Origin of the sequence: Candidatus Pantoea persica, assembly GCF_013753875.1 — a bacterium.
GTDB lineage: Bacteria > Pseudomonadota > Gammaproteobacteria > Enterobacterales > Enterobacteriaceae > Pantoea > Pantoea persica.
Genome location: NZ_SMDS01000008.1, coordinates 1 through 19,392, shown reverse-complemented (window position 1 = coordinate 19,392; position 19,392 = coordinate 1). Strand labels below are relative to the sequence as shown.

At 59.5% G+C, this 19,392-nt stretch carries 12 protein-coding genes and 7 pseudogenes; 15 read left to right on the top strand and 4 right to left on the bottom strand.

Annotated elements, in window-relative coordinates; all coding sequences use genetic code 11:
* Positions 1–373: 373 nt before the first annotated feature.
* From EIO60_RS01925 to corA, 8 genes are all read left to right on the top strand, one after another.
* Positions 374–2,932 (top strand): class I adenylate cyclase, encoded by a 2,559-nt coding sequence (locus EIO60_RS01925; protein ID WP_258575767.1) that lies wholly within the window; start codon positions 374–376, stop codon positions 2,930–2,932.
* Between the two features lie 158 nt (positions 2,933–3,090).
* Positions 3,091–3,312, top strand: coding sequence for an LPS translocon maturation chaperone LptM (gene lptM, locus EIO60_RS01920; RefSeq protein ID WP_258575766.1), 222 nt, complete (start codon positions 3,091–3,093; stop codon positions 3,310–3,312).
* 29 nt (positions 3,313–3,341) lie between these two features.
* Positions 3,342–4,166, top strand: a complete 825-nt coding sequence (gene dapF / locus EIO60_RS01915; protein WP_258575765.1) for a diaminopimelate epimerase — start codon at positions 3,342–3,344, stop codon at positions 4,164–4,166.
* Positions 4,163–4,870 (top strand): DUF484 domain-containing protein, encoded by a 708-nt coding sequence (locus tag EIO60_RS01910; RefSeq protein ID WP_258575764.1) that lies wholly within the window; start codon positions 4,163–4,165, stop codon positions 4,868–4,870. The genes dapF and EIO60_RS01910 overlap by 4 nt, the downstream gene beginning before the upstream one ends.
* Entirely contained in the window at positions 4,867–5,769 is a 903-nt protein-coding gene (gene xerC / locus EIO60_RS01905) for a tyrosine recombinase XerC (protein WP_258575763.1), read from the top strand. The genes EIO60_RS01910 and xerC overlap by 4 nt, the downstream gene beginning before the upstream one ends.
* A complete protein-coding gene (gene yigB / locus EIO60_RS01900) occupies positions 5,766–6,482 on the top strand; it encodes a 5-amino-6-(5-phospho-D-ribitylamino)uracil phosphatase YigB (RefSeq protein ID WP_258575762.1) in 717 nt (238 codons plus the stop codon). Before xerC ends, yigB begins: the two co-directional genes overlap by 4 nt.
* A gap of 98 nt (positions 6,483–6,580) precedes the next feature.
* Positions 6,581–8,743: a DNA helicase II gene (gene uvrD, locus EIO60_RS01895; RefSeq protein ID WP_258575761.1), complete on the top strand. Its 2,163-nt coding sequence runs from the start codon at positions 6,581–6,583 to the stop codon at positions 8,741–8,743.
* 298 nt (positions 8,744–9,041) lie between these two features.
* Entirely contained in the window at positions 9,042–9,995 is a 954-nt protein-coding gene (gene corA, locus EIO60_RS01890; protein WP_258575760.1) for a magnesium/cobalt transporter CorA, read from the top strand.
* Between the two features lie 246 nt (positions 9,996–10,241).
* On the opposite strand, the pseudogene rarD reads toward corA, so the two are convergent.
* Positions 10,242–11,150, bottom strand: a pseudogene (gene rarD / locus EIO60_RS01885) (EamA family transporter RarD).
* A 44-nt stretch (positions 11,151–11,194) separates the two neighbouring features.
* Positions 11,195–11,655 (bottom strand): annotated as a pseudogene (locus EIO60_RS01880) (thioesterase family protein).
* Positions 11,656–11,840: 185 nt separating this feature from the next.
* Here EIO60_RS01880 and pldA point away from each other — a divergent pair.
* The 3 genes and pseudogenes from pldA (at position 11,841) to rhtC (ending at position 15,190) form a co-directional block, all read left to right on the top strand.
* A pseudogene (pldA, locus tag EIO60_RS01875) lies at positions 11,841–12,698 on the top strand (phospholipase A).
* Between the two features lie 25 nt (positions 12,699–12,723).
* Entirely contained in the window at positions 12,724–14,553 is a 1,830-nt protein-coding gene (gene recQ / locus EIO60_RS01870; protein WP_258575759.1) for an ATP-dependent DNA helicase RecQ, read from the top strand.
* 14 nt (positions 14,554–14,567) lie between these two features.
* Positions 14,568–15,190: pseudogene (gene rhtC, locus EIO60_RS01865) on the top strand (threonine export protein RhtC).
* Between the two features lie 136 nt (positions 15,191–15,326).
* Here rhtC and rhtB read toward each other — a convergent pair.
* A pseudogene (gene rhtB / locus EIO60_RS01860) lies at positions 15,327–15,952 on the bottom strand (homoserine/homoserine lactone efflux protein).
* 43 nt (positions 15,953–15,995) lie between these two features.
* Here rhtB and EIO60_RS16430 point away from each other — a divergent pair.
* The 3 genes from EIO60_RS16430 (at position 15,996) to yigL (ending at position 17,778) form a co-directional block, all read left to right on the top strand.
* The gene (locus EIO60_RS16430; protein ID WP_374058101.1) at positions 15,996–16,232 is read left to right on the top strand and encodes an alpha/beta hydrolase family protein; all 237 of its coding nucleotides are present in this window, start codon (positions 15,996–15,998) and stop codon (positions 16,230–16,232) included.
* Positions 16,233–16,370: 138 nt separating this feature from the next.
* A complete protein-coding gene (locus tag EIO60_RS16425) occupies positions 16,371–16,850 on the top strand; it encodes a serine aminopeptidase domain-containing protein (protein WP_374058100.1) in 480 nt (159 codons plus the stop codon).
* Between the two features lie 127 nt (positions 16,851–16,977).
* Positions 16,978–17,778 carry a sugar/pyridoxal phosphate phosphatase YigL gene (gene yigL, locus EIO60_RS01850; RefSeq protein WP_258575758.1) on the top strand — a complete coding sequence of 267 codons (801 nt, stop codon included), beginning with the start codon at positions 16,978–16,980 and terminating at the stop codon, positions 17,776–17,778.
* Positions 17,779–17,811: 33 nt separating this feature from the next.
* Here the strand turns inward: yigL and EIO60_RS01845 are convergent.
* A pseudogene (locus EIO60_RS01845) lies at positions 17,812–18,914 on the bottom strand (MFS transporter).
* A gap of 284 nt (positions 18,915–19,198) precedes the next feature.
* Here EIO60_RS01845 and EIO60_RS01840 point away from each other — a divergent pair.
* Positions 19,199–19,392, top strand: a pseudogene (locus EIO60_RS01840) (EamA family transporter); the annotation flags it as partial.

The following is a 19,392-nucleotide window of genomic DNA, read 5'->3' as shown; positions in this document are numbered from 1 at the left end:
GCCAGAGCGCGAGGGGACTTTGTCTTGTAGCAATTCTGAAAATTTTGTCTAACATGCTGTTAACCGTTTTGATCGTTCGCCGAATATCCTATCATTGTCGGCTGATGGCTGACAGTTTCAACGGATTATTTGGCCGCGCGGTTAGGAAGATCCCCCTGTTAACGTAAGAGGAAATGGGCGCCAGCGTCCGAAAAGGCAGGAAGCGAGTGGGAACGTGCTAAGCTGTTAAGTAGCGCAACTTTCTTTAACGGTCAATCTGGCAGGTGTTAGATTGATCACGTTTCTAGCAATAATTCGCCCAACTTTTTTCATTATAAAGTGGCGGGTTCAGAAAACAGGTTGCTTAAACACTGGGACAATCAGGCGAAACGTCTTGTACCTCTACATTGAGACACTGAAACAGAGACTGGATGCCATCAATCAGCTGCGCGTCGATCGCGCGCTGGCTGCGATGGGACCTGCTTTCCAGCACGTCTACAGTCTGCTGCCAACCCTATTACATTATCATCACCCGCTGATGCCAGGTTACTTTGAAGGTAATGTTCCACGTGGCATCAGCTTCTTCACGCCTGAAGAAAATCAGCTGCAGCTGTTGCGCGAGCTGGCGGGCAGCCACGAGCTGAAACTGGACGTGTCGCGCAGCGGCGAGATGCCGATCACCGGCATCTATTCGATGGGCAGCACCTCGTCGGTCGGCCAAAACAACATCTCCGATCTTGACATCTGGGTATGCCATCAGTCCTGGCTGGATAACGAAGAGCGCCTCAACCTACAGCGTAAATGCACCCTGCTGCAGAAGTGGTGCGTCTCTATGGGCGTCGAGGTCAGCTTCTTCCTGATTGACGAGAACCGTTTCCGCCATAACGAGAGCGGCAGCCTCGGCGCGGAAGATTGCGGCTCGACCCAACACATTTTGCTGCTCGACGAATTCTACCGCACCGCGGTGCGTATGGCGGGCAAACGCATTCTGTGGAATATGGTGCCGTGCGAAGAGGAGCATCACTACGACGACTACGTGATGTCGCTCTATGCGCAAGGCGTGCTGACGCCGAACGAGTGGCTCGATCTCGGCGGGCTGGGCACGCTGTCGGCGGAAGAGTATTTTGGCGCCAGCCTGTGGCAGCTCTATAAAAGCATCGACTCGCCCTATAAGGCGGTGCTGAAAACCCTGCTGCTGGAGGCCTACAGCTGGGAGTATCCCAATACCCAGCTGCTGGCGATGGATATCAAACAGCGACTGCACGACGGCGAAATCGTCAGCTTCGGCCTCGATCCCTACTGCATGATGCTGGAGCGTGTGACGCACTACCTGACCAGCGTCGACGAACAGGCGCGTCTCGATCTGGTGCGCCGCTGCTTCTACCTTAAAGTGTGCGAAAAGCTGAGCGCCGATGACAGCGGCAGCAGCTCAGGCTGGCGGCGCGAGATACTGCTGCAGCTGGTAAAAGAGTGGGGCTGGGACGACGAAAAGCTGGCGATCCTCGACAACCGCGGCGGCTGGAAGATCGAACGCGTGCGCGAAGCGCACAACGAGCTGCTGGACGCGATGATGCAGAGCTATCGCAACCTGATCCGTTTTGCACGCAGCAACAATTTAAGCGTCAGCGCGAGTCCTCAGGATATAGGCGTGCTGACGCGTAAACTGTACGCCGCGTTTGAAGCGCTGCCGGGCAAGGTCACGCTGGTGAACCCGCAAATCTCGCCCGACCTGTCGGAAGAGAATCTGACCTTTATTCACGTCCCGGCGGGCCGCGCCAACCGCGCAGGCTGGTATCTCTACAACCAGGCGCCGGACATGAGCTCGATCATCAGCCATCAGCCGCTGGAATATAACCGCTATCTCAACAAGCTGGTGGCCTGGGCTTGGTTCAACGGCCTGTTGACCAGCAGGACGCGGCTGTATATCAAAGGCAACGAGATCTGCGATCTGGCGCGCCTGCAGGAGTTGGTGAACGACGTCTCGTCCCACTTCCCGCTGCGTCTGCCCGCGCCGACGCCGAAAGCGCTCTACAGCCCGTGCGAAATCCGCCATCTGGCGATTATCGTCAACCTTGAACACGATCCAACCTCGGCGTTTCGCAATCAGGTGGTGCACTTCGACTTTCGCAAGCTGGACGTCTTCAGCTTCGGCCAGCAGCAGCAGTGCCTGATCGGCAGCATCGACCTACTCTATCGCAACTCATGGAATGAGGTACGTACGCTGCACTTCAGCGGCGAGCAGGCGATGATCGAAGCGCTGAAAACCATTCTGGGCAAAATGCATCAGGACGCCGCGCCGCCGGATACGGTGGAGGTCTTCTGCTACAGCCACCACCTGCGTGGGCTGATTCGCACGCGCGTGCAGCAGCTGGTTTCCGAGTGCATTGAGCTGCGCCTCTCCAGCACGCGTCAGGAGCCGGGCCGCTTTAAAGCGCTGCGCATGGCGGGCCAGACGTGGGGACTCTTCTTCGAACGCATGAGTGTCTCGGTGCAGAAGCTGGAAAATGCGGTGGAGTTCTACGGCGCCATCTCCAACAACAAGCTGCACGGCCTGTCGATCAAGGTCGAGTCGAACCAGACGCTGCTGCCGCCGGTAGTGAACGGCTATGCCAGCGAAGGCATCATTCAGTTCTTCTTTGAGGACACCACCAGCGAGCAGGGTTTCAACATCTACATCTTGGATGAAACCAACCGCGTCGAGGTCTATCACCACTGCGAGGGCAGCAAAGAGGAGCTGGTGCGCGACGTCAGCTGCTTCTACTCCTCCTCGCACGATCGCTTTACCTACGGCTCCAGCTTTATTAACTTCAACCTGCCGCAGTTCTGTCAGATCGTGAAGACCGGCGATCGCTTTCAGGTAATCCCGTTCCGCAGCCAGACGCTGGCCCAGCTCTGTGCGACACAGCCGGATAACGACAACGGCGACTACCAGCCACGCTATCAGATGCACTGACGCCGCGCCTGCCGCGCGGCAATTTCCCTGCTGAATTGCCAACGCGCGCACGTAAATTGCAGGGATTTCCTGTTGCTTTTCCATCTTCAACTGCGATGATAAGCAACTAGGTTAAGAGCAGAAGAGCAGAAGAGCAGAAGAGCAGAAGAGCAGAAGAAATGAAGAGAGCAAAAAGCCTGTTGGCAATGGCAATGGCAATGGCGCTGACGAGCCTGACAGGCTGTGGACTAAAAGGACCGCTTTACTTCCTACCCGCTGACCAGCCGAAAACGCAAACGCCACAGCAAAGTGAGCAGCAGAAAGAGCAGCAGCAGCGTACGGCGCAGGCGGATACACGTGGACTGGTGAGCGGCGGCAACGCCAGCATGTCAGCAGACTAATTCTTATGGCGCACCCGGCGGAGCTAAAAATGCAGTTCTCCAAAATGCACGGTCTCGGCAACGATTTCATGGTTGTAGACGCCGTGACGCAAAACATTTTTTTTTCGCCAGAGCTGATTCGCCGGCTGGCTGACCGCCATCTGGGGATCGGCTTCGATCAGCTGCTGATCGTCGAGCCGCCCTACGATCCCGATCTCGACTTTCGCTATCGCATCTTCAATGCCGACGGCAGTGAAGTGGCGCAGTGCGGCAACGGCGCGCGCTGTTTCGCCCGTTTCGTGCGGCTGAAAGGGCTGACCAACAAGAACGAGATCCGCGTCAGCACGCGGACTGGACGGATGGTGCTCAGCGTGACGCCGGACGAGCTGGTGCGCGTCAATATGGGCGAACCGAATTTTGAACCGCAGCAGGTGCCGTTTCGCGTCAACAAAGCGGAAAATCTCTATCTGCTGCGCGTCGCCGAACAGACGGTTATGTTCGGCGCGGTCTCGATGGGCAACCCGCACTGCGTGATTCAGGTAGAAAGCGTGAAGAGCGCCGCGGTGGAAACCTTGGGGCTGGCGCTGGAGAGCCATGAGCGCTTTCCGGAGCGCGTCAACGTCGGCTTTATGGAAGTGGTCTCGCCGGAGCATATCCGCCTACGCGTCTACGAGCGCGGCGTGGGCGAAACCCAGGCGTGCGGCAGCGGCGCCTGCGCTGCGGTCGCCTGCGGCGTGCAGCAGAGCATTCTGGAGCCGAAGGTGCGCGTCGATCTGCCTGGCGGCACCCTGCATATCGCCTGGAAAGGCGCGGGCCAGCCGCTGTTTATGACCGGACCGGCTACACACGTCTACGATGGGGTTATTCATCTATGAAAAATATCGAAGAGCAGGCGGACAACACGCTTCTGCTGGACGATCAGGCTGTAAGCGACTATCTGCAGCAAAATCCCGATTTTTTTATCCGCAACGCGCGCCAGGTCGAACAGATTGCGGTGCCGCATCCGGTGCGCGGCAGCGTGTCACTGGTGGAGTGGCACATGGCGCGGCAGCGCAACCACATTCAGCGGCTGGAAGAAGAGATCACTCTGCTGATGGAGCAGGCGAGCGCCAATCACGAACTTTTTGACCGGCTGCTGGCGCTGCAGGGACGCTTGGGGGCGGCTGCGTCGCTGCAGGATATGCTTAACCGACTGCACCGCTGGGCGCGCGATCTCGGGCTGGCGGGCGCGAATCTGCGCCTCTTCTCCGACTGCTGGCGGCTGGGTGCGCCCTCGGAGTTAGTGCAGCTAGGCCTGTCGCGTCAGGCGTTCGAGCCGCTGCGCATTCAGCGTTTCGGCCAGCAGCACCATTTTCTCGGCAGCCTGAACGGCCCGGAACTGCTGCTGCTTCTGCCGCCGCAGACTAAGGCGGTCGGCTCGGTGGCGATGTCCCTGATGGGCGAGCGCGGCGAGTTGGGCGTGCTGATCTTTAGCAGCCGCGACAGCCAGCACTATCAGGCCGGTATGGGCACGCTGCTGCTGCAGCATCTGGCGCAGATGATGCTGGCGCTGCTGGCGCGCTGGGTGGAACGCGCATGAGCGGGCTGCAGGCTGCGGTTGACGACTTCCTGAGCTATCTGAAGGTCGAGCGCCAGCTCAGCCCGCTGACGCAGGAAAACTATGCGCGCCAGCTGCAGGTTCTGACGGAGATGGCGCAAGAGATGAAGCTGGATGAATGGGCGAAGCTGGAGCCTGCGAAGGTGCGCAGCATGGCTTCGCGCAGCCGCCGCGGCGGTCTCGGCGCCAGCAGCCTCGCGCTGCGCCTCTCGGCGCTGCGCAGCTTTCTCTACTGGCAGGTCAGCCAGGGCAAGCTGGACGCCAATCCCGCCAGAGGCATCACCACGCCGCGCAACAGCCGCCATCTGCCGAAAAACATCGACGTCGACGAGGTGAATCAGCTGCTGGAGATCGATCTTAACGATCCGCTGGCGATGCGCGACCGCGCGATGCTGGAGGTGATGTACGGCTCCGGGCTGCGTTTGTCGGAGCTGGTGAATCTGGACTGCCGCCACCTCGATCTCGAGGCGAGCGAAGTCTGGGTGACGGGGAAAGGCAGCAAAGAGCGCCGCGTACCGATCGGCCGCACCGCCGTCGCTTGGCTGGCGCACTGGCTGCCGCTGCGCGCCAGCTTCGGCAGCGAGGATGACGCGCTGTTTCTCTCCAGCCGCGGCCGCCGCATTTCGGCGCGCAACGTGCAAAAACGCTTCGCCGAATGGGGCATTAAGCAGGGCGTCGCCAGCCATATTCATCCGCACAAGCTGCGCCACTCGTTCGCCACCCATTTGCTGGAGTCGAGCGGCGATCTGCGCGCGGTGCAGGAGCTGCTGGGTCACGCCAATCTCTCCACCACGCAAATTTATACCCATCTCGACTTCCAGCATCTGGCCACGGTGTATGATGCGGCGCATCCCCGCGCCAAACGAGGAAAGAACGAATGAAGTTTTATCGCCCCTTAGGCGCTATCAAAGCGATCACTTTCGATCTCGACGATACGCTCTACGACAACTATCCGGTGATCTGCAAAACCACCGCGGAATCGCACGCGGCGCTGCAGGCGTATCATCCCTCGCTGCGCGAGTTCACGCCGCTGGCCTATCAGGCGCTGCGCGACGAGCTGCTGAAGCGCGAGCCAGAGATTTACCACGACGTGACAGAATGGCGTCGCCGTTCCGTCGAGCTGGCGCTGCTGAACGCCGGTCTCTCGGCGCAGGAGGCGACGGCAGGCGCAGAAGAGATCATGGGCGTGTTTCACCATTGGCGCAGCCAAGTGGAGATGCCGGAAGAGACGCATCAGACGCTGGAGGCGCTCGGGGAAAAGGTGCCGCTGGTGGCGATCACCAATGGCAACGCGCGCCCGGAGCAGCTCGGCATCGCCGACTATTTTCAGTTCGCGCTGCGTGCCGGGCCGGATGGCCGCGCCAAGCCCTATCAGGATATGTACCATCTCGCCGCGCAGCGGCTCGGCCTCGCGCCGGAGCACATCCTGCACGTGGGTGACGACCTCACCACTGACGTGGCCGGCGCGCTGCGCTGCGGTATGCAGGCGTGCTGGATCAACCTGCGCGGCGGCAACCTGATGCAGATAGCTGATGCGCGTTTGCTGCCGCACGTAGAAATTTCGCGATTGGCATCCCTGACCTCCCTGTTATAATGGCTGTGGATTTATCCAGTCGTACCCTGAATCATGCGCCTTGCGACAGGCCGGATAATTCAGGGTTCGCTTTTTGTTTTCTTTAGTGAACGGTGCTTATGGACGTTTTTGATCTGCTCAACGGTTTGAATGACAAACAGCGCAAAGCCGTGGCGGCGCCGCGCGGCAACCTGCTGGTGCTGGCAGGCGCGGGCAGTGGCAAAACACGCGTTCTGGTGCACCGTATCGCCTGGCTGCTGTCGGTGGAGAACTGCTCGCCTTACTCCATTATGGCGGTGACCTTTACCAACAAAGCGGCGGCGGAGATGCGCCACCGCATCGAGCAGCTGATCGGTACCAGCCAGGGCGGCATGTGGATCGGCACCTTCCACGGCCTCGCGCACCGTCTGCTGCGCGCGCACCATCTCGACGCGGGCCTGCCGCAGGATTTCCAGATCCTCGACAGCGAGGATCAGCTGCGCCTACTCAAGCGCCTGATCAAGGCGATGAATCTCGACGAAAAGCAGTGGCCCGCGCGTCAGGGCATGTGGTACATCAACGGTAAAAAAGATGAGGGGCTGCGTCCGAAGCATATTGAGAGCTACGGCAACCCCGTCGAGCAAATCTGGCTGCGCATCTATCAGGCGTATCAGGAAGCGTGCGACCGCGCCGGGCTGGTGGATTTCGCCGAGCTGCTGCTGCGCGCCCACGAGCTGTGGCTGCACAAGCCGCACATCCTCAACCACTACCGCGAGCGCTTCAGCAATATCCTGGTGGATGAGTTCCAGGACACCAACAACATCCAATACGCTTGGATCCGCATGCTGGCGGGCGACAGCGGCCGCGTCATTATCGTCGGCGACGACGATCAGTCTATCTACGGCTGGCGCGGCGCGCAGGTCGAGAATATCCAGCGCTTCCTGCAGGATTTCCCGGCGGCGGAAACCATTCGCCTTGAGCAAAACTACCGCTCCACCAACAATATTCTGAAATCGGCCAACGCCCTGATCGCCAACAACAACGGCCGCCTCGGCAAAGAGCTGTGGACCGAAGGCAGCGACGGCGATCCGATTTCCATCTACTGCGCCTTTAACGAGCTGGACGAAGCGCGCTTTGTGGTCAACCGCATCAAAACCTGGCACGAAAACGGCAACGCCCTGCAGGACTGCGCCATTCTCTACCGGAGCAACGCCCAGTCGCGCGTGCTGGAAGAGGCGCTGCTGCAGAGCAGCATGCCGTACCGCATCTATGGCGGCATGCGCTTCTTCGAACGCCAGGAGATCAAGGATGCGCTTGCCTATCTGCGCCTGATCGCCAACCGCAATGACGATGCTGCCTTCGAGCGCATGGTCAACACGCCGACGCGCGGCGTCGGCGACCGCACGCTCGACGTGGTGCGCCAGACCGCGCGCGAACGGCAGATGACGCTGTGGCAGGCGACGCGCGAACTGCTGCAAACCCACGCGCTGGCGGGCCGCGCCGCTTCGGCGCTGCAGCGTTTCTGCGAGCTGGTCGATTCGCTGGCGAGCGAAACCGCCGAGATGCCGCTGCACGTGCAAACCGACCGGGTGATCAAAGACTCCGGCCTGTGGGTGATGTACGAGCAGGAGAAGGGCGAGAAGGGCCAGGCGCGCATCGAAAACCTTGAAGAGCTGGTGACGGCGACGCGCCAGTTCAGCTATCAGGACGAAGATGAAGATCTGATGCCGCTGCAGGCGTTTCTGTCGCACGCCGCGCTGGAGGCGGGCGAAGGCCAGGCCGATAAGTGGCAGGACGCGGTGCAGCTGATGACGCTGCACTCGGCGAAGGGGCTGGAGTTCAGCCAGGTCTTTATCGTCGGTATGGAAGAGGGCATGTTCCCGAGCCAGATGTCGCTGAATGAGGGCGGAAGGCTGGAAGAGGAGCGCCGTCTCGCCTATGTCGGCGTAACGCGCGCCATGCTGAAGCTGACGCTGACCTATGCCGAAACGCGCCGCCTGTACGGCAAAGAGGTTTATCACCGGCCGTCGCGCTTTATCGGTGAGCTGCCGGAAGAGTGCATCGAAGAGGTGCGCCTGCGCGCCAGCGTCAGCCGTCCGGTCAACCATCAGCGCATGGGCGCGCCGGTGACGAAAAACGACAGCGGTTTCTCGCTGGGCCAGCGTGTCAAGCACGCTAAATTCGGCGAGGGCACCATCATCAATCTGGAAGGCAGTGGCGAACACAGCCGTGTGCAGGTGGCGTTTCAGGGGCAGGGTATCAAGTGGCTGGTGGCCGCCTATAAGAAGCTGGAAACCGCTTAGCCACCGGTTGACGACTTTTTCGTCTCAGCGTAACATGCGCGCACCATTATCAAGAGAGGACAATGCCTTGGACACGCCCAGTCGATGCTGGCTCAATGACCTGGTTACCAGGAATAATATCTAAGGCTACCTCTTTTAGCTGGTAGCCTTAGCGGTTATCAGCGACCTCCCTTTTTATCCCGTCGCATGAGTCAGCACTGATTCACCTTTTGAACGAGCGTTTCCGTGTTCAGGCGTTTGCCGTAGCCTGATCGGCCAGCGGCCTTGTCCCATTTAGTCTGCAATGGGGAGTATTGCTATGCTGAGCGCATTTAAACTGGATCGCAGCCGCCTGACGCGTCTCGAGCTGGAAGACGAAAACGACAAACTAACCACCTCGGTCTGGGTCGATCTGATCGAGCCGGAAGAGGGTGAGCGCGACCGCGTGCAGAGCGAGCTAGGGCAGTGCCTGGCGACGCGTCCCGAGCTGGAGGATATCGAAGCCTCAGCGCGCTTCTTCGAAGACGAAGACGGGCTGCATATTCACTCTTTCTTCTTTTATGAAGATGCGGAAGATCACGCCGGCAACTCCACCGTGGCCTTCACCATCCGCGAAGGGCGTCTCTACACGCTGCGCGAGCGGGAGCTGCCGGCGTTCCGCCTCTACCGCATGCGCGCCCGTAATCAGACGCTGATCGACGGCAACGCCTTCGAGCTGCTGCTCGATCTGTTCGAGACCAAAATCGAGCAGCTGGCAGATGAGATAGAGAACATCTACAGTGCGCTGGAGAAGCTCAGCCGCGTGATTATGGAAGGGCAGCAGGGCGAAGAGTACGACCAAGCGCTGTCGCGTCTCGCCGAGTTGGAAGATATCGGCTGGAAGGTACGCCTCTGCCTGATGGATACCCAGCGCGCGCTCAATTTCCTGATGCGTCGGGCGCGTCTGCCGAACAATCAGCTGGAGCAGGCGCGCGAGATCCTGCGCGATATCGAGTCGCTGCTGCCACACAACGAATCGCTGTTCCAGAAGGTCAACTTCCTGATGCAGGCAGCGATGGGCTTTATCAACATCGAGCAGAACCGCATTATCAAAATCTTCTCGGTAGTGTCGGTGGTTTTTCTGCCGCCAACGCTGGTAGCATCCAGCTACGGCATGAACTTTGAGTTTATGCCGGAGCTGAAGTGGAGTTTTGGCTATCCGGCGGCGATTAGTCTGATGCTCCTCGCCGGCTTGGCGCCTTATCTCTACTTTAAGCGGAAAAACTGGCTATAATTGTTCATCAGCGGATGGGGAGTTCAGAGCCTACGCGAATGACAAGGACCGATCGCAAAGAAGCAAAAACGGCATCCCTGCCAGCTCGGCCCGCGCAGATGCGCATCTCATCTGTGAGGTGCGCCCGTTATCGGGCCAACGCGCTGCGTTGTCCAAAAACGCTCCCGGCGTTTTTGTTCTCAGCATGCGACGCTTTGCTTTTCGGTCCATGTCATTCGCGTTTTGACATTTTTGCGCGCTGTTGGATTAAATAGCCTGCTGCTTTATCGCGCGTCGACTACGCAGCGTCGCTACCACCGCATCGAAAATAAACACCGCCAGCGCCAGCCAGATAAAGGCAGAGATCACTATCTCGTCAGGCGTAATGGTCTCGCCGTAAAACAGCACTGCCAGCAGGAACATCAGCGTCGGGCCGAGATACTAGAAAAAGCCGACGGCAGAGAGACGCAGCCGCGTGCAGGCGGCTGCGAACAGCATCAGCGGAATGGTCGTCACGATGCCCGCCGCCACCAGCTTGAGGTTAAGACTCAGCGGATTGGCGTTTAGGTGGCTGGTGGGGGTATCGGCGACGCCGAACAGATAGATCGCCGACAGCGGAAACAGCCACAGCGTCTCAATCAGCATGCCGCTCTGTGCATCTACCTGAATCTTTTTACGCACCAACCCGTAGAAGGCGAAGCTCAGCGCCAGACCCAGCGCGATCATCGGGATAGAGCCAAACTGCCACAGCTGCACCAGCACGCCGAACGCCGCCAGCAGCACCGCCAGCCAATGCATCCACCGAAAGCGCTCGCGCAGAAACAGCATGCCGAACACCACGTTGATCAGCGGGTTAATAAAGTAGCCGAGGCTCGCTTCCAGCATATGCTGGTTGTTCACCGCCCAGACAAACAGCAGCCAGTTGCCGCCGATCGTCACGGCGGTCAGCGCCAGCAGCAGCACCTTTTTCGGCTGCGCCAGCACGCTGCCCACCTGCGCCCAGCTGCGGCTCAGGCTGATCAGTAGCATAAAGAGCGCTGACCAGATCACGCGATGGGTCATAATTTCTGTTGGCGGAACGGTCTTGACCAGCTTGAAGTAGGCCGGAGCGATGCCCCAGATAAAGTAGGCGCCAAGCGCGAAGCCAATACCCTGGCGAGTTTGTTGCGTATCCATAAAAAGCGTCCGGAAAAAAGTCGATTTTCGCACGGCTACCGCGATTAACCAATCAAATAGGTCGCCGTCGCCGTGGCAATATAGTCGCCCTGCTGGTTGTGCAGCTCGACGCACGCCACCGCCACCTTATTGCCGGCGCGCAGCAGGCTGCTGGTGGCGACGAAGCGCTCGCCGCGGCCGGGGCGCAGATAGTCGACGCGCATATCGATGGTGCCCATGCGCGACAGGCGCTGACGCAGCTCCTCTTCGCTGATGGCGTCCGCCCGTGGCTGACACACACCATGCCGGCGGCGACGTCCAGCACCGAAGCGATGACGCCGCCGTGCAGGATCTGCTGCGCGGCGTTGCCCACCAGCATGGTTTTGTTGGCGAAGCCGATTTCGGCATAGTCGCTTTCCAGCCGCTCCAGCCCAAGACCGAGCGCCTGATTAAAGGGCATGGCATATATAAAGATTTCACCCACCAGACGGCGAGCCTCCTGCTGAGAGAGCAGTGCTGAAGACATGATCACAATCCTGAAAACAGGCGCCTGACGGCGTCAAATGTTAAGAAGTTGGGTATTCTAAGCCGCGCGCGAGACGCTTTCCAGTTTCGGAAATCAGCGCTCATCTTCACCGCATTTTGCGTGTAGAATGGCCTCCTTTTTATGACTCCCCTTAATTCGATATGCAGCCTTCATCGGAGAATGTTATGCGCAAGCACCGCGCCTTGTTCGCAGCCGCCCTGTTATTTCCTGCTCTGGCACAGGCAGAGGAAGACACCGTAAAAGATGTCCATGGTACGCCTCAGGTTCGCGGCAGCATTATCGCCAACCTGCTGGAGAAGCATGACAATCCGTTCGTGCTCTACCCGTATGAGAGCAACTACCTGTTCTATACCTACACCAGCGACAGCAATAAAGAGGCAATCTCCTCCTACAACTGGGCGGACAACGCGCGCAAAAATAAGGTGAAATTTCAGCTGAGTCTGGCATTTTCGCTGTGGCGCGGTATTCTGGGAGACAAATCCGTCCTGACGGTTTCCTGTACGCAGCGCTCTTGGTGGCAGCTGTCGAACCGCGGCGAGTCATCGCCTTTCCGCAAGACCAACTACGAGCCGCAGCTGTTGCTCGGCTGGGCAATGGATTACGATTTTGCCGGCTGGATGCTGCGCGACGTGGAAGTGGGCTTTAACCATCAGTCCAACGGCCGCAGCGATCCGACCTCGCGCAGCTGGAACCGCGTCTATGCGCGCCTGACGGCGCAGAACGGCAACTTCCTCGCCGAAGTGAAACCCTGGTATCGCATCCCCGACAGCGAAGACGATAACCCGGATATCACTAAATATATGGGCTACTATCGCCTGAAGCTGGGCTATATGGCGGGTGAAAGCATCTAAGGCAACTACAACGGGAATACCGGTTTTGGCGGCGCGACACTGGGCTGGAGCTATCCGGTCAGCGAGCACGTTCGCTTCTATACGCAGGTGTTTAGCGGTTACGGCGAGTCGCTTATCAACTACAACCATCGGCAGACGCGCGTCGGCGTGATGCTAAACGACCTCTTCTGATCCCCCGAAAAAAAGCAGGAATAGCGTGGCAATCTCGGCAGTACACAATCAGGAAACGCTGGCGCAGCAGGTATTGCAGGATACCTTCGGCTATCAGCAGTTTCGTCCCGGTCAGCAAACCATCATCGATGCGGCGCTGAGCGGACGCGACTGTCTGGTCGTCATGCCCACCGGCGGCGGTAAATCGCTCTGTTATCAGATCCCGGCGCTGGTGCAAGAGGGGCTGACGCTGGTGGTGTCGCCGCTGATTTCACTGATGAAAGATCAGGTGGATCAACTGCTGGCCAACGGTGTGGCGGCGGCGTGCCTCAACTCCACAATGACGCGCGAGCAGCAGCAGCAGGTGATGGCGGACTGCCGCACCGGCCGCGTGAAGCTGCTCTATATCGCACCGGAACGGCTAATGATGGATAACTTCCTCGACAGCCTGGCGCACTGGCAGCCCGCGATGCTGGCGGTCGACGAGGCGCACTGCATCTCGCAGTGGGGCCACGATTTCCGTCCCGAATATGGCGCGCTGGGGAAGCTGCGTCAGCGCTTCCCGCAGCTGCCGGTAATGGCGCTCACCGCCACCGCCGACGAAACCACGCGCAACGATATAGCCCATCTGCTGCATATGCAGGATCCGCTGATCCAGATCAGCAGCTTCGACCGACCGAACATCCGCTATACGCTGGTGGAGAAGTTCAAGCCGACCGAGCAGTTGCTGCGCTACGTGCAGGATCAGCGCGGCAAAAGCGGCATTATCTACTGCAACAGCCGCGCCAAGGTGGAAGACACCGCAGCGCGTCTGCAGAGCCGCAGGCTGAGCATCGTCGCCTATCATGCCGGCATCGACAGCGCCCAGCGCGCCCGGGTGCAAGAGGCATTTCAGCGCGACGATCTGCAGATCGTGGTGGCGACGGTGGCGTTCGGCATGGGCATCAACAAGCCCAACGTGCGCTTCGTGGTGCACTTCGACATTCCGCGCAATATCGAATCCTACTATCAGGAAACCGGCCGCGCCGGACGCGACGGCCTGCCGGCCGAAGCGATGATGCTTTACGATCCGGCGGATATGGCGTGGCTGCGCAAATGCCTGGAAGAGAAGACGCCAGGCCCGCTGCAGGATATTGAGCGTCACAAGCTCAACGCCATGGGCGCGTTCGCCGAGGCGCAGACCTGCCGCCGACTGGTGCTGCTGAACTACTTCGGCGAAGGACGCCAGCAGCCGTGCGATAACTGCGATATCTGCCTCGATCCGCCGAAGCGCTATAACGGGCTGGAGGAAGCGCAGAAGGCGCTCTCCTGCATCTATCGCGTTGGACAGCGCTTTGGTATGGGCTACGTGGTCGAGGTGCTGCGCGGTGCCAACAACCAGCGCATCCGCGATCAGGGTCATGACAAACTACCGGTTTACGGTATAGGCCGCGAGCAGAGCCACGAGCACTGGGTCAGCGTGCTGCGCCAGCTGATCCACCTTGGGCTGGTGACGCAGAATATCGCCATGCACTTCGCGCTGCAGCTGACGGAAGCGGCGCGCCCGGTGCTGCGTGGCGAAGTGCCGCTGATGCTGGCGGTGCCGCGCCTTAACGCGGCGAAGCCGAAAAGCAGCAGCTCGCCGAAAATTTACGGCGGCAATTACGATCGTAAGCTTTTCGCCAAGCTGCGCAAGCTGCGTAAAGCGATTGCCGACGAAGAGAATATTCCGCCCTACGTGGTGTTTAACGACGCCACGCTGATTGAGATGGCGGAGCAGATGCCGGTCACGGCGTCGGAGATGCTGAGCGTCAACGGCGTCGGTCACCGCAAACTGGAGCGCTTTGGCAAGCCTTTCCTGGTGATGATCAAAGAGCACTTCGATGATGAAGAGTAAAGGATACTATACCCATGCTGATGTTATTCGCCACGGTCGCGCTGGTGCATCTGGTCGCGCTGATGAGCCCCGGCCCGGACTTCTTCTTTGTGTCGCAAACCGCCGACAGCCGCTCGCGCAAAGAGGCGATGATGGGTGTGCTGGGCATTACGCTCGGCATCGTGATTTGGGCGGGCGTGGTGCTGATGGGGCTGCACCTGATTCTAGAGAAGATGGCGTGGCTGCATCAGATTATTATGGTCGGCGGTGGGCTCTATCTGCTGTGGATGGGCTGGAGCTGTTCGGCTCAGCGCGTCAGCGCCATAAGCAGCCGGTGCAGGATGCGCCGGTGGTCGAGCTGCCGAAAAAGGGAAGAAGCTTTCTCAAAGGCTTTCTTACCAACCTGTCGAACCCGAAGGCGATTATCTGTTTCGGCAGCGTCTTTTCGCTGTTTGTCGGCAACGACGTCGGCGAGCTGGAGCGCGAGGGCCTGTTTCTGCTGATTGTCGGCGAGACCTTTGCGTGGTTTACGCTGGTGGCTGCGATCTTTGCGCTACCGTGGATACGAGATAAGTATCAGCGCACGGCGAAATGGGTGGATGGCGTAGCGGGAGTGATGTTCGCCGGTTTCGGCACCCACCTGATCATTTCGCGCTAAGGCTTGGCTTGCTTGCCAGCTTGCGGTTGGGCAGTGCTCGCCATCCTCACGTACTCAATGTACGCTGCGGTGACTGCGCGCTGGCCGCCCGCAATCTGACTGCGCCGCCGACGGCCTTGACCAGCGGCGCACCTTTTCAGGCGATTTTACGCGCGCTGGCTAACAGTGCGCCGACCGCCATAAACAGCCCGCCAAAAATACGGTTCAGCAGCTTCATCTGCTTCGGTCCCTTGATCCACCCCGCGATGCGCGTGGCTAAGGTGGCGTAGCCAATCATCACGATAATATCGACCACAATGGTGGTGGCGCCGAGCACCAGATACTGCATCGCCTGCGGCTGATGCGGCAGGATAAACTGCGGAAACAGCGCGGCGAGAAACACGATGCTTTTCGGGTCGTGAGATTGACCAGCACCGCGCGCTTGAACAAACGGCTACGCGGCATCGCTTTCGAGACGGCGTCCAGATCGATCGCGTCGATCGCGCCGGCAGCGCGCCACTGCTGAATGCCGAGCCACACCAGATAGGCCGCGCCCGCCCACTTCAGAATTTCAAACGCCAGCAGCGACTGCGAGAAGAGCGCCCCCAGCCCAATACCCACCAGCAGGATATGCACCGCTAGGCCGAGCTGCAGCCCGCTGATAGAGGCCGCCGCGCCGCGATAGCCGTAGCTGATGCCGGTGCTCATAGTGTTAATCGCGCCGGAACCGGGCGAAAATATGACACAATACGCCAGAAACAAGCGCGACGCTACGGGCCGCATGTGCGGCCTGAAACGCAGCGGTCGCGCGTCCGCAGGGGGATGGATGAGACGACATAAAGCGAGCTGGCTCAATCGGGGAAAAGCCTTTGCCGCCTTTGCGCACAGCTCGCTACTCGACTTTTGGCACCGTCGTGAAGAGCGCGAATTCGTCGGCGTGGAAAACATCACGCTGCGCTATGTGCGTTTCACCTCACCGCAACATAAGCGCGTTATTCTTATCGTGCCTGGCCGCATTGAAAGCTACGTTAAATATCCTGAGCTGGCCTATGATCTGTTCTAATGCGGCTATGACGTGGTGATCCTCGACCATCGCGGCCACGTGGTGGAATTTACCCACTACGTGGACGACCTGGAGACGCTCTACCTGAAAGAGATTGTCGGCGGCCATTACTAGCAGCGCTATGCGCTGGCCCACTCGATGGGCGGCACTATTCTCTGGCGCGCCAGCCGCAGGCGTTTCACGCCTGTCACGCTGGTGGCGCCGATGTTCGGCATCGCCCTGCCGATGCCCTCTTTCCTGACGCACCGCATTCTCGACCGGGCGGAAAAGCGTCCGGCAATTCGCGACGGCTACGCCCTCGGCACCGGCCGCTGGCGCGCCCATCCGTTTGGTATCAACCGGCTGACGCACAGCGCGGAACGCTACCGACGCAGCCTGCGCTTTCACGCTGACGATCCGGCAATACTCGTGGGCGGCCCGACCTACCACTGGGTGCGTGAAGGCATTCATGCCGGGCGCAGCATCTTGAGCCTGGCCAGCACCATCACCACGCCGATTCTGCTGCTGCAGGCAGGGGACTCGCTTGGTGGACAACCGTTCGCAGGATCTCTTTTGCGCGGCAATGGCGCAGGCGGATCATCCGTGCGAGGTGCGGATGATCAAAGAGGCGCGCCATAAGAGCCTGTTTGAAAAGGAAGCCATGCTCGCCGAGACGCTGAATGCGCTGGTGGATTTTTTTGCGGCGCACCCTTAATTCGCTTACTTACCTTACCGGCTTCGGCCTAAAACAATACCTGAGGTTTTCATGTTTCAAATCGTCGCATCCGATCTGGATGGCACGCTGCTCTCTCCCGAACATAGGCTGACGCCCTATGCCCACGATATTCTGCAACAGCTGGTGGCGCGCGATATTCACTTCGTCTTTGCCACCGGACGCCACCATATCGACGTGGGCCAGATGCGAGACAAGCTCGGCATTCCCGCCTATATGATCACCGCCAACGGCGCTCGCGTGCACAACGCCGAGGGCGAACTGGTGTTCAGCCACAACCTTGACGAAGATATTGCGCTGGAGCTTTACGGGTTGCATTACGCCAACCCGGCGATCCTGACGCACGTCTACCGCGACGACGAGTGGTTTATGAGCCGCACCCATCCGGCGGAGCAGGATTACTTCCGCGAGTCGGTGTTTCACTACCAGGTGTATGAGCCGGGCATGCTGCCCACCGACGGCATCAGCAAAGTCTTCTTCACCAGTGACGATCCCGAGGAGCTCATCCCTCTCGAGCTGGCGCTGCAGGCTCGCTGGGGCGACCGCGTCAACGTCAGCTTCTCGCTGCCGACCTGTCTGGAAGTGATGGCGGGCGGCGTGTCGAAGGGGCACGCGCTGGAAGCGGTGGCGAAACAGCTGGGCCACTCGCTGAAGGCGTGCATCGCCTTTGGCGACGGCATGAATGACATTGAGATGCTGAGCATGGCGGGCAAGGGCTGCATTATGCGCAATGCCCATCAGCGCCTGAAGGATAGGCTGCCGGAGCTGGAAGTGATCGGCAGCAACGCCGATGACGCGGTGCCACACATGCTGCGCACCCTGTTTCTTGCCTGACGAAAGGGGCCGATCGCCATCGGCCCCGTCTGGTTATGACGCTAGCCGCTGCCTGTGCTGGCGCTCGCTAATCATGGTCACACCATCGCCAGCACGCCACCTGCGACCATTACCAGAAAGCCGCCGTCCAGCCGAAGAAGTCGACGGTATAGCCGACGATGGTGCTGGCCGCGACGGAGCCGCTGAGATAGCCGAACAAGCCGGTAAAGCCTGCGGCGGTGCCTGCCGCTTTCTTCGGCGCCAGCTCCAGCGCATGCAGGCCGATTAACATCACCGGCCCGTAAATCAAAAAGCCTATCGCGATCATGCAGGCCATATCCACGCCGGCATTGCCCGCCGGGTTGAGCCTGTAAACCACAGCGCGATATACCACAGCAGTTTGTTATGCAGCACATACTGGGTGAAGATCTGTTTCGCCGTCAGCTCCTCTTCGTGCGCGGTGCTGTAGTCGGGCGGGTAATCATGCTTGTACGCCTCAATGGGCGGCAATCCGCAGGACTGCGGCGTATCACGCATCAGCGCGAAAGCAACCAGCGCCACCGCGATGGCGGCGATGGCGGGTATATAGAACGCCGCTTTCCAGTCGTTGAACCAGGCCATGCCGAGCAGAAACAGCAGCGGCGGAAGGCCGCCGCCGACGTTATGGGCGCAGTTCCACACCGAGACAATGCCGCCACGCTCTTTTTGCGACCACCAGTGCACCATGGTGCGGCCGCACGGCGGCTAGCCCATTCCCTGAAACCAGCCTCAGAGAAACAGCAGAGCGAACATCACCATAATGCTGGAGGCCGCCCAGGGCACAAAACCCATAAACAGCATCACCGCGGCGGCAAGGATCAGCCCGGCAAGTAGGAAGGCGCGCGGATTCGCGCGATCCAACACCGAGCCTATAATGAATTTCGAAAAGCCGTAAGCTAGCAAGATGTCGAAGAGCGCAAAGCCGAGATCGCCGCGCGAAAACCCTGCTCCACTAGATAGGGCATCGCCAGCGCAAAGTTCTTGCACACCAGGTTGTAGGCGGTATAGCCGAAGAAAATCCAGATAAAGATCTACCAGCGCAGGCGACGATACAGGGGATCGACCTTCTCGTCCGCCAGCGGTGGCCGGTGCGGGGCAAGTTTAAACAGCGTCAGCATAGCGGCCCTCCCAGGCGCATTGTTATTGCCGGAACGGACGATATCGCCCGTTATGGTGCGGCGCTATTCTGGCGTAGTTAACCGCTGCGGGCTGTGATAGTTGACACATTTGTTACAGTTTTATGACAAAAGTGTGGGGAGGTCACATCAGAGTGAAGGCCGTGCAGCGCAGGTTACCTGCTGCGCCATCTGTCCAGATAATAATCGCTTGTCAACCAAAAAGCGCCGCATGCGCGCAGCGCATTGATTACACTAGCCGCTCTCTCTTTTTCAGGATCAAAGCTGTGCTGTTACTAATCGTTACGACCATTCTCTGGGCTTTCTCATTCAGCCTGATTGGAGAATATCTGGCGGGTCAGGTGGATACCTGGTTCTCCGTGTTAATGCGCCTTGCGCTGGCGGCGCTGGCGGCGCTGGTGTTTTTGCCCTTTTTGCGCTGGCGCGGCCATCGGCCGTCGACGCTGCTGCTCTATATGCT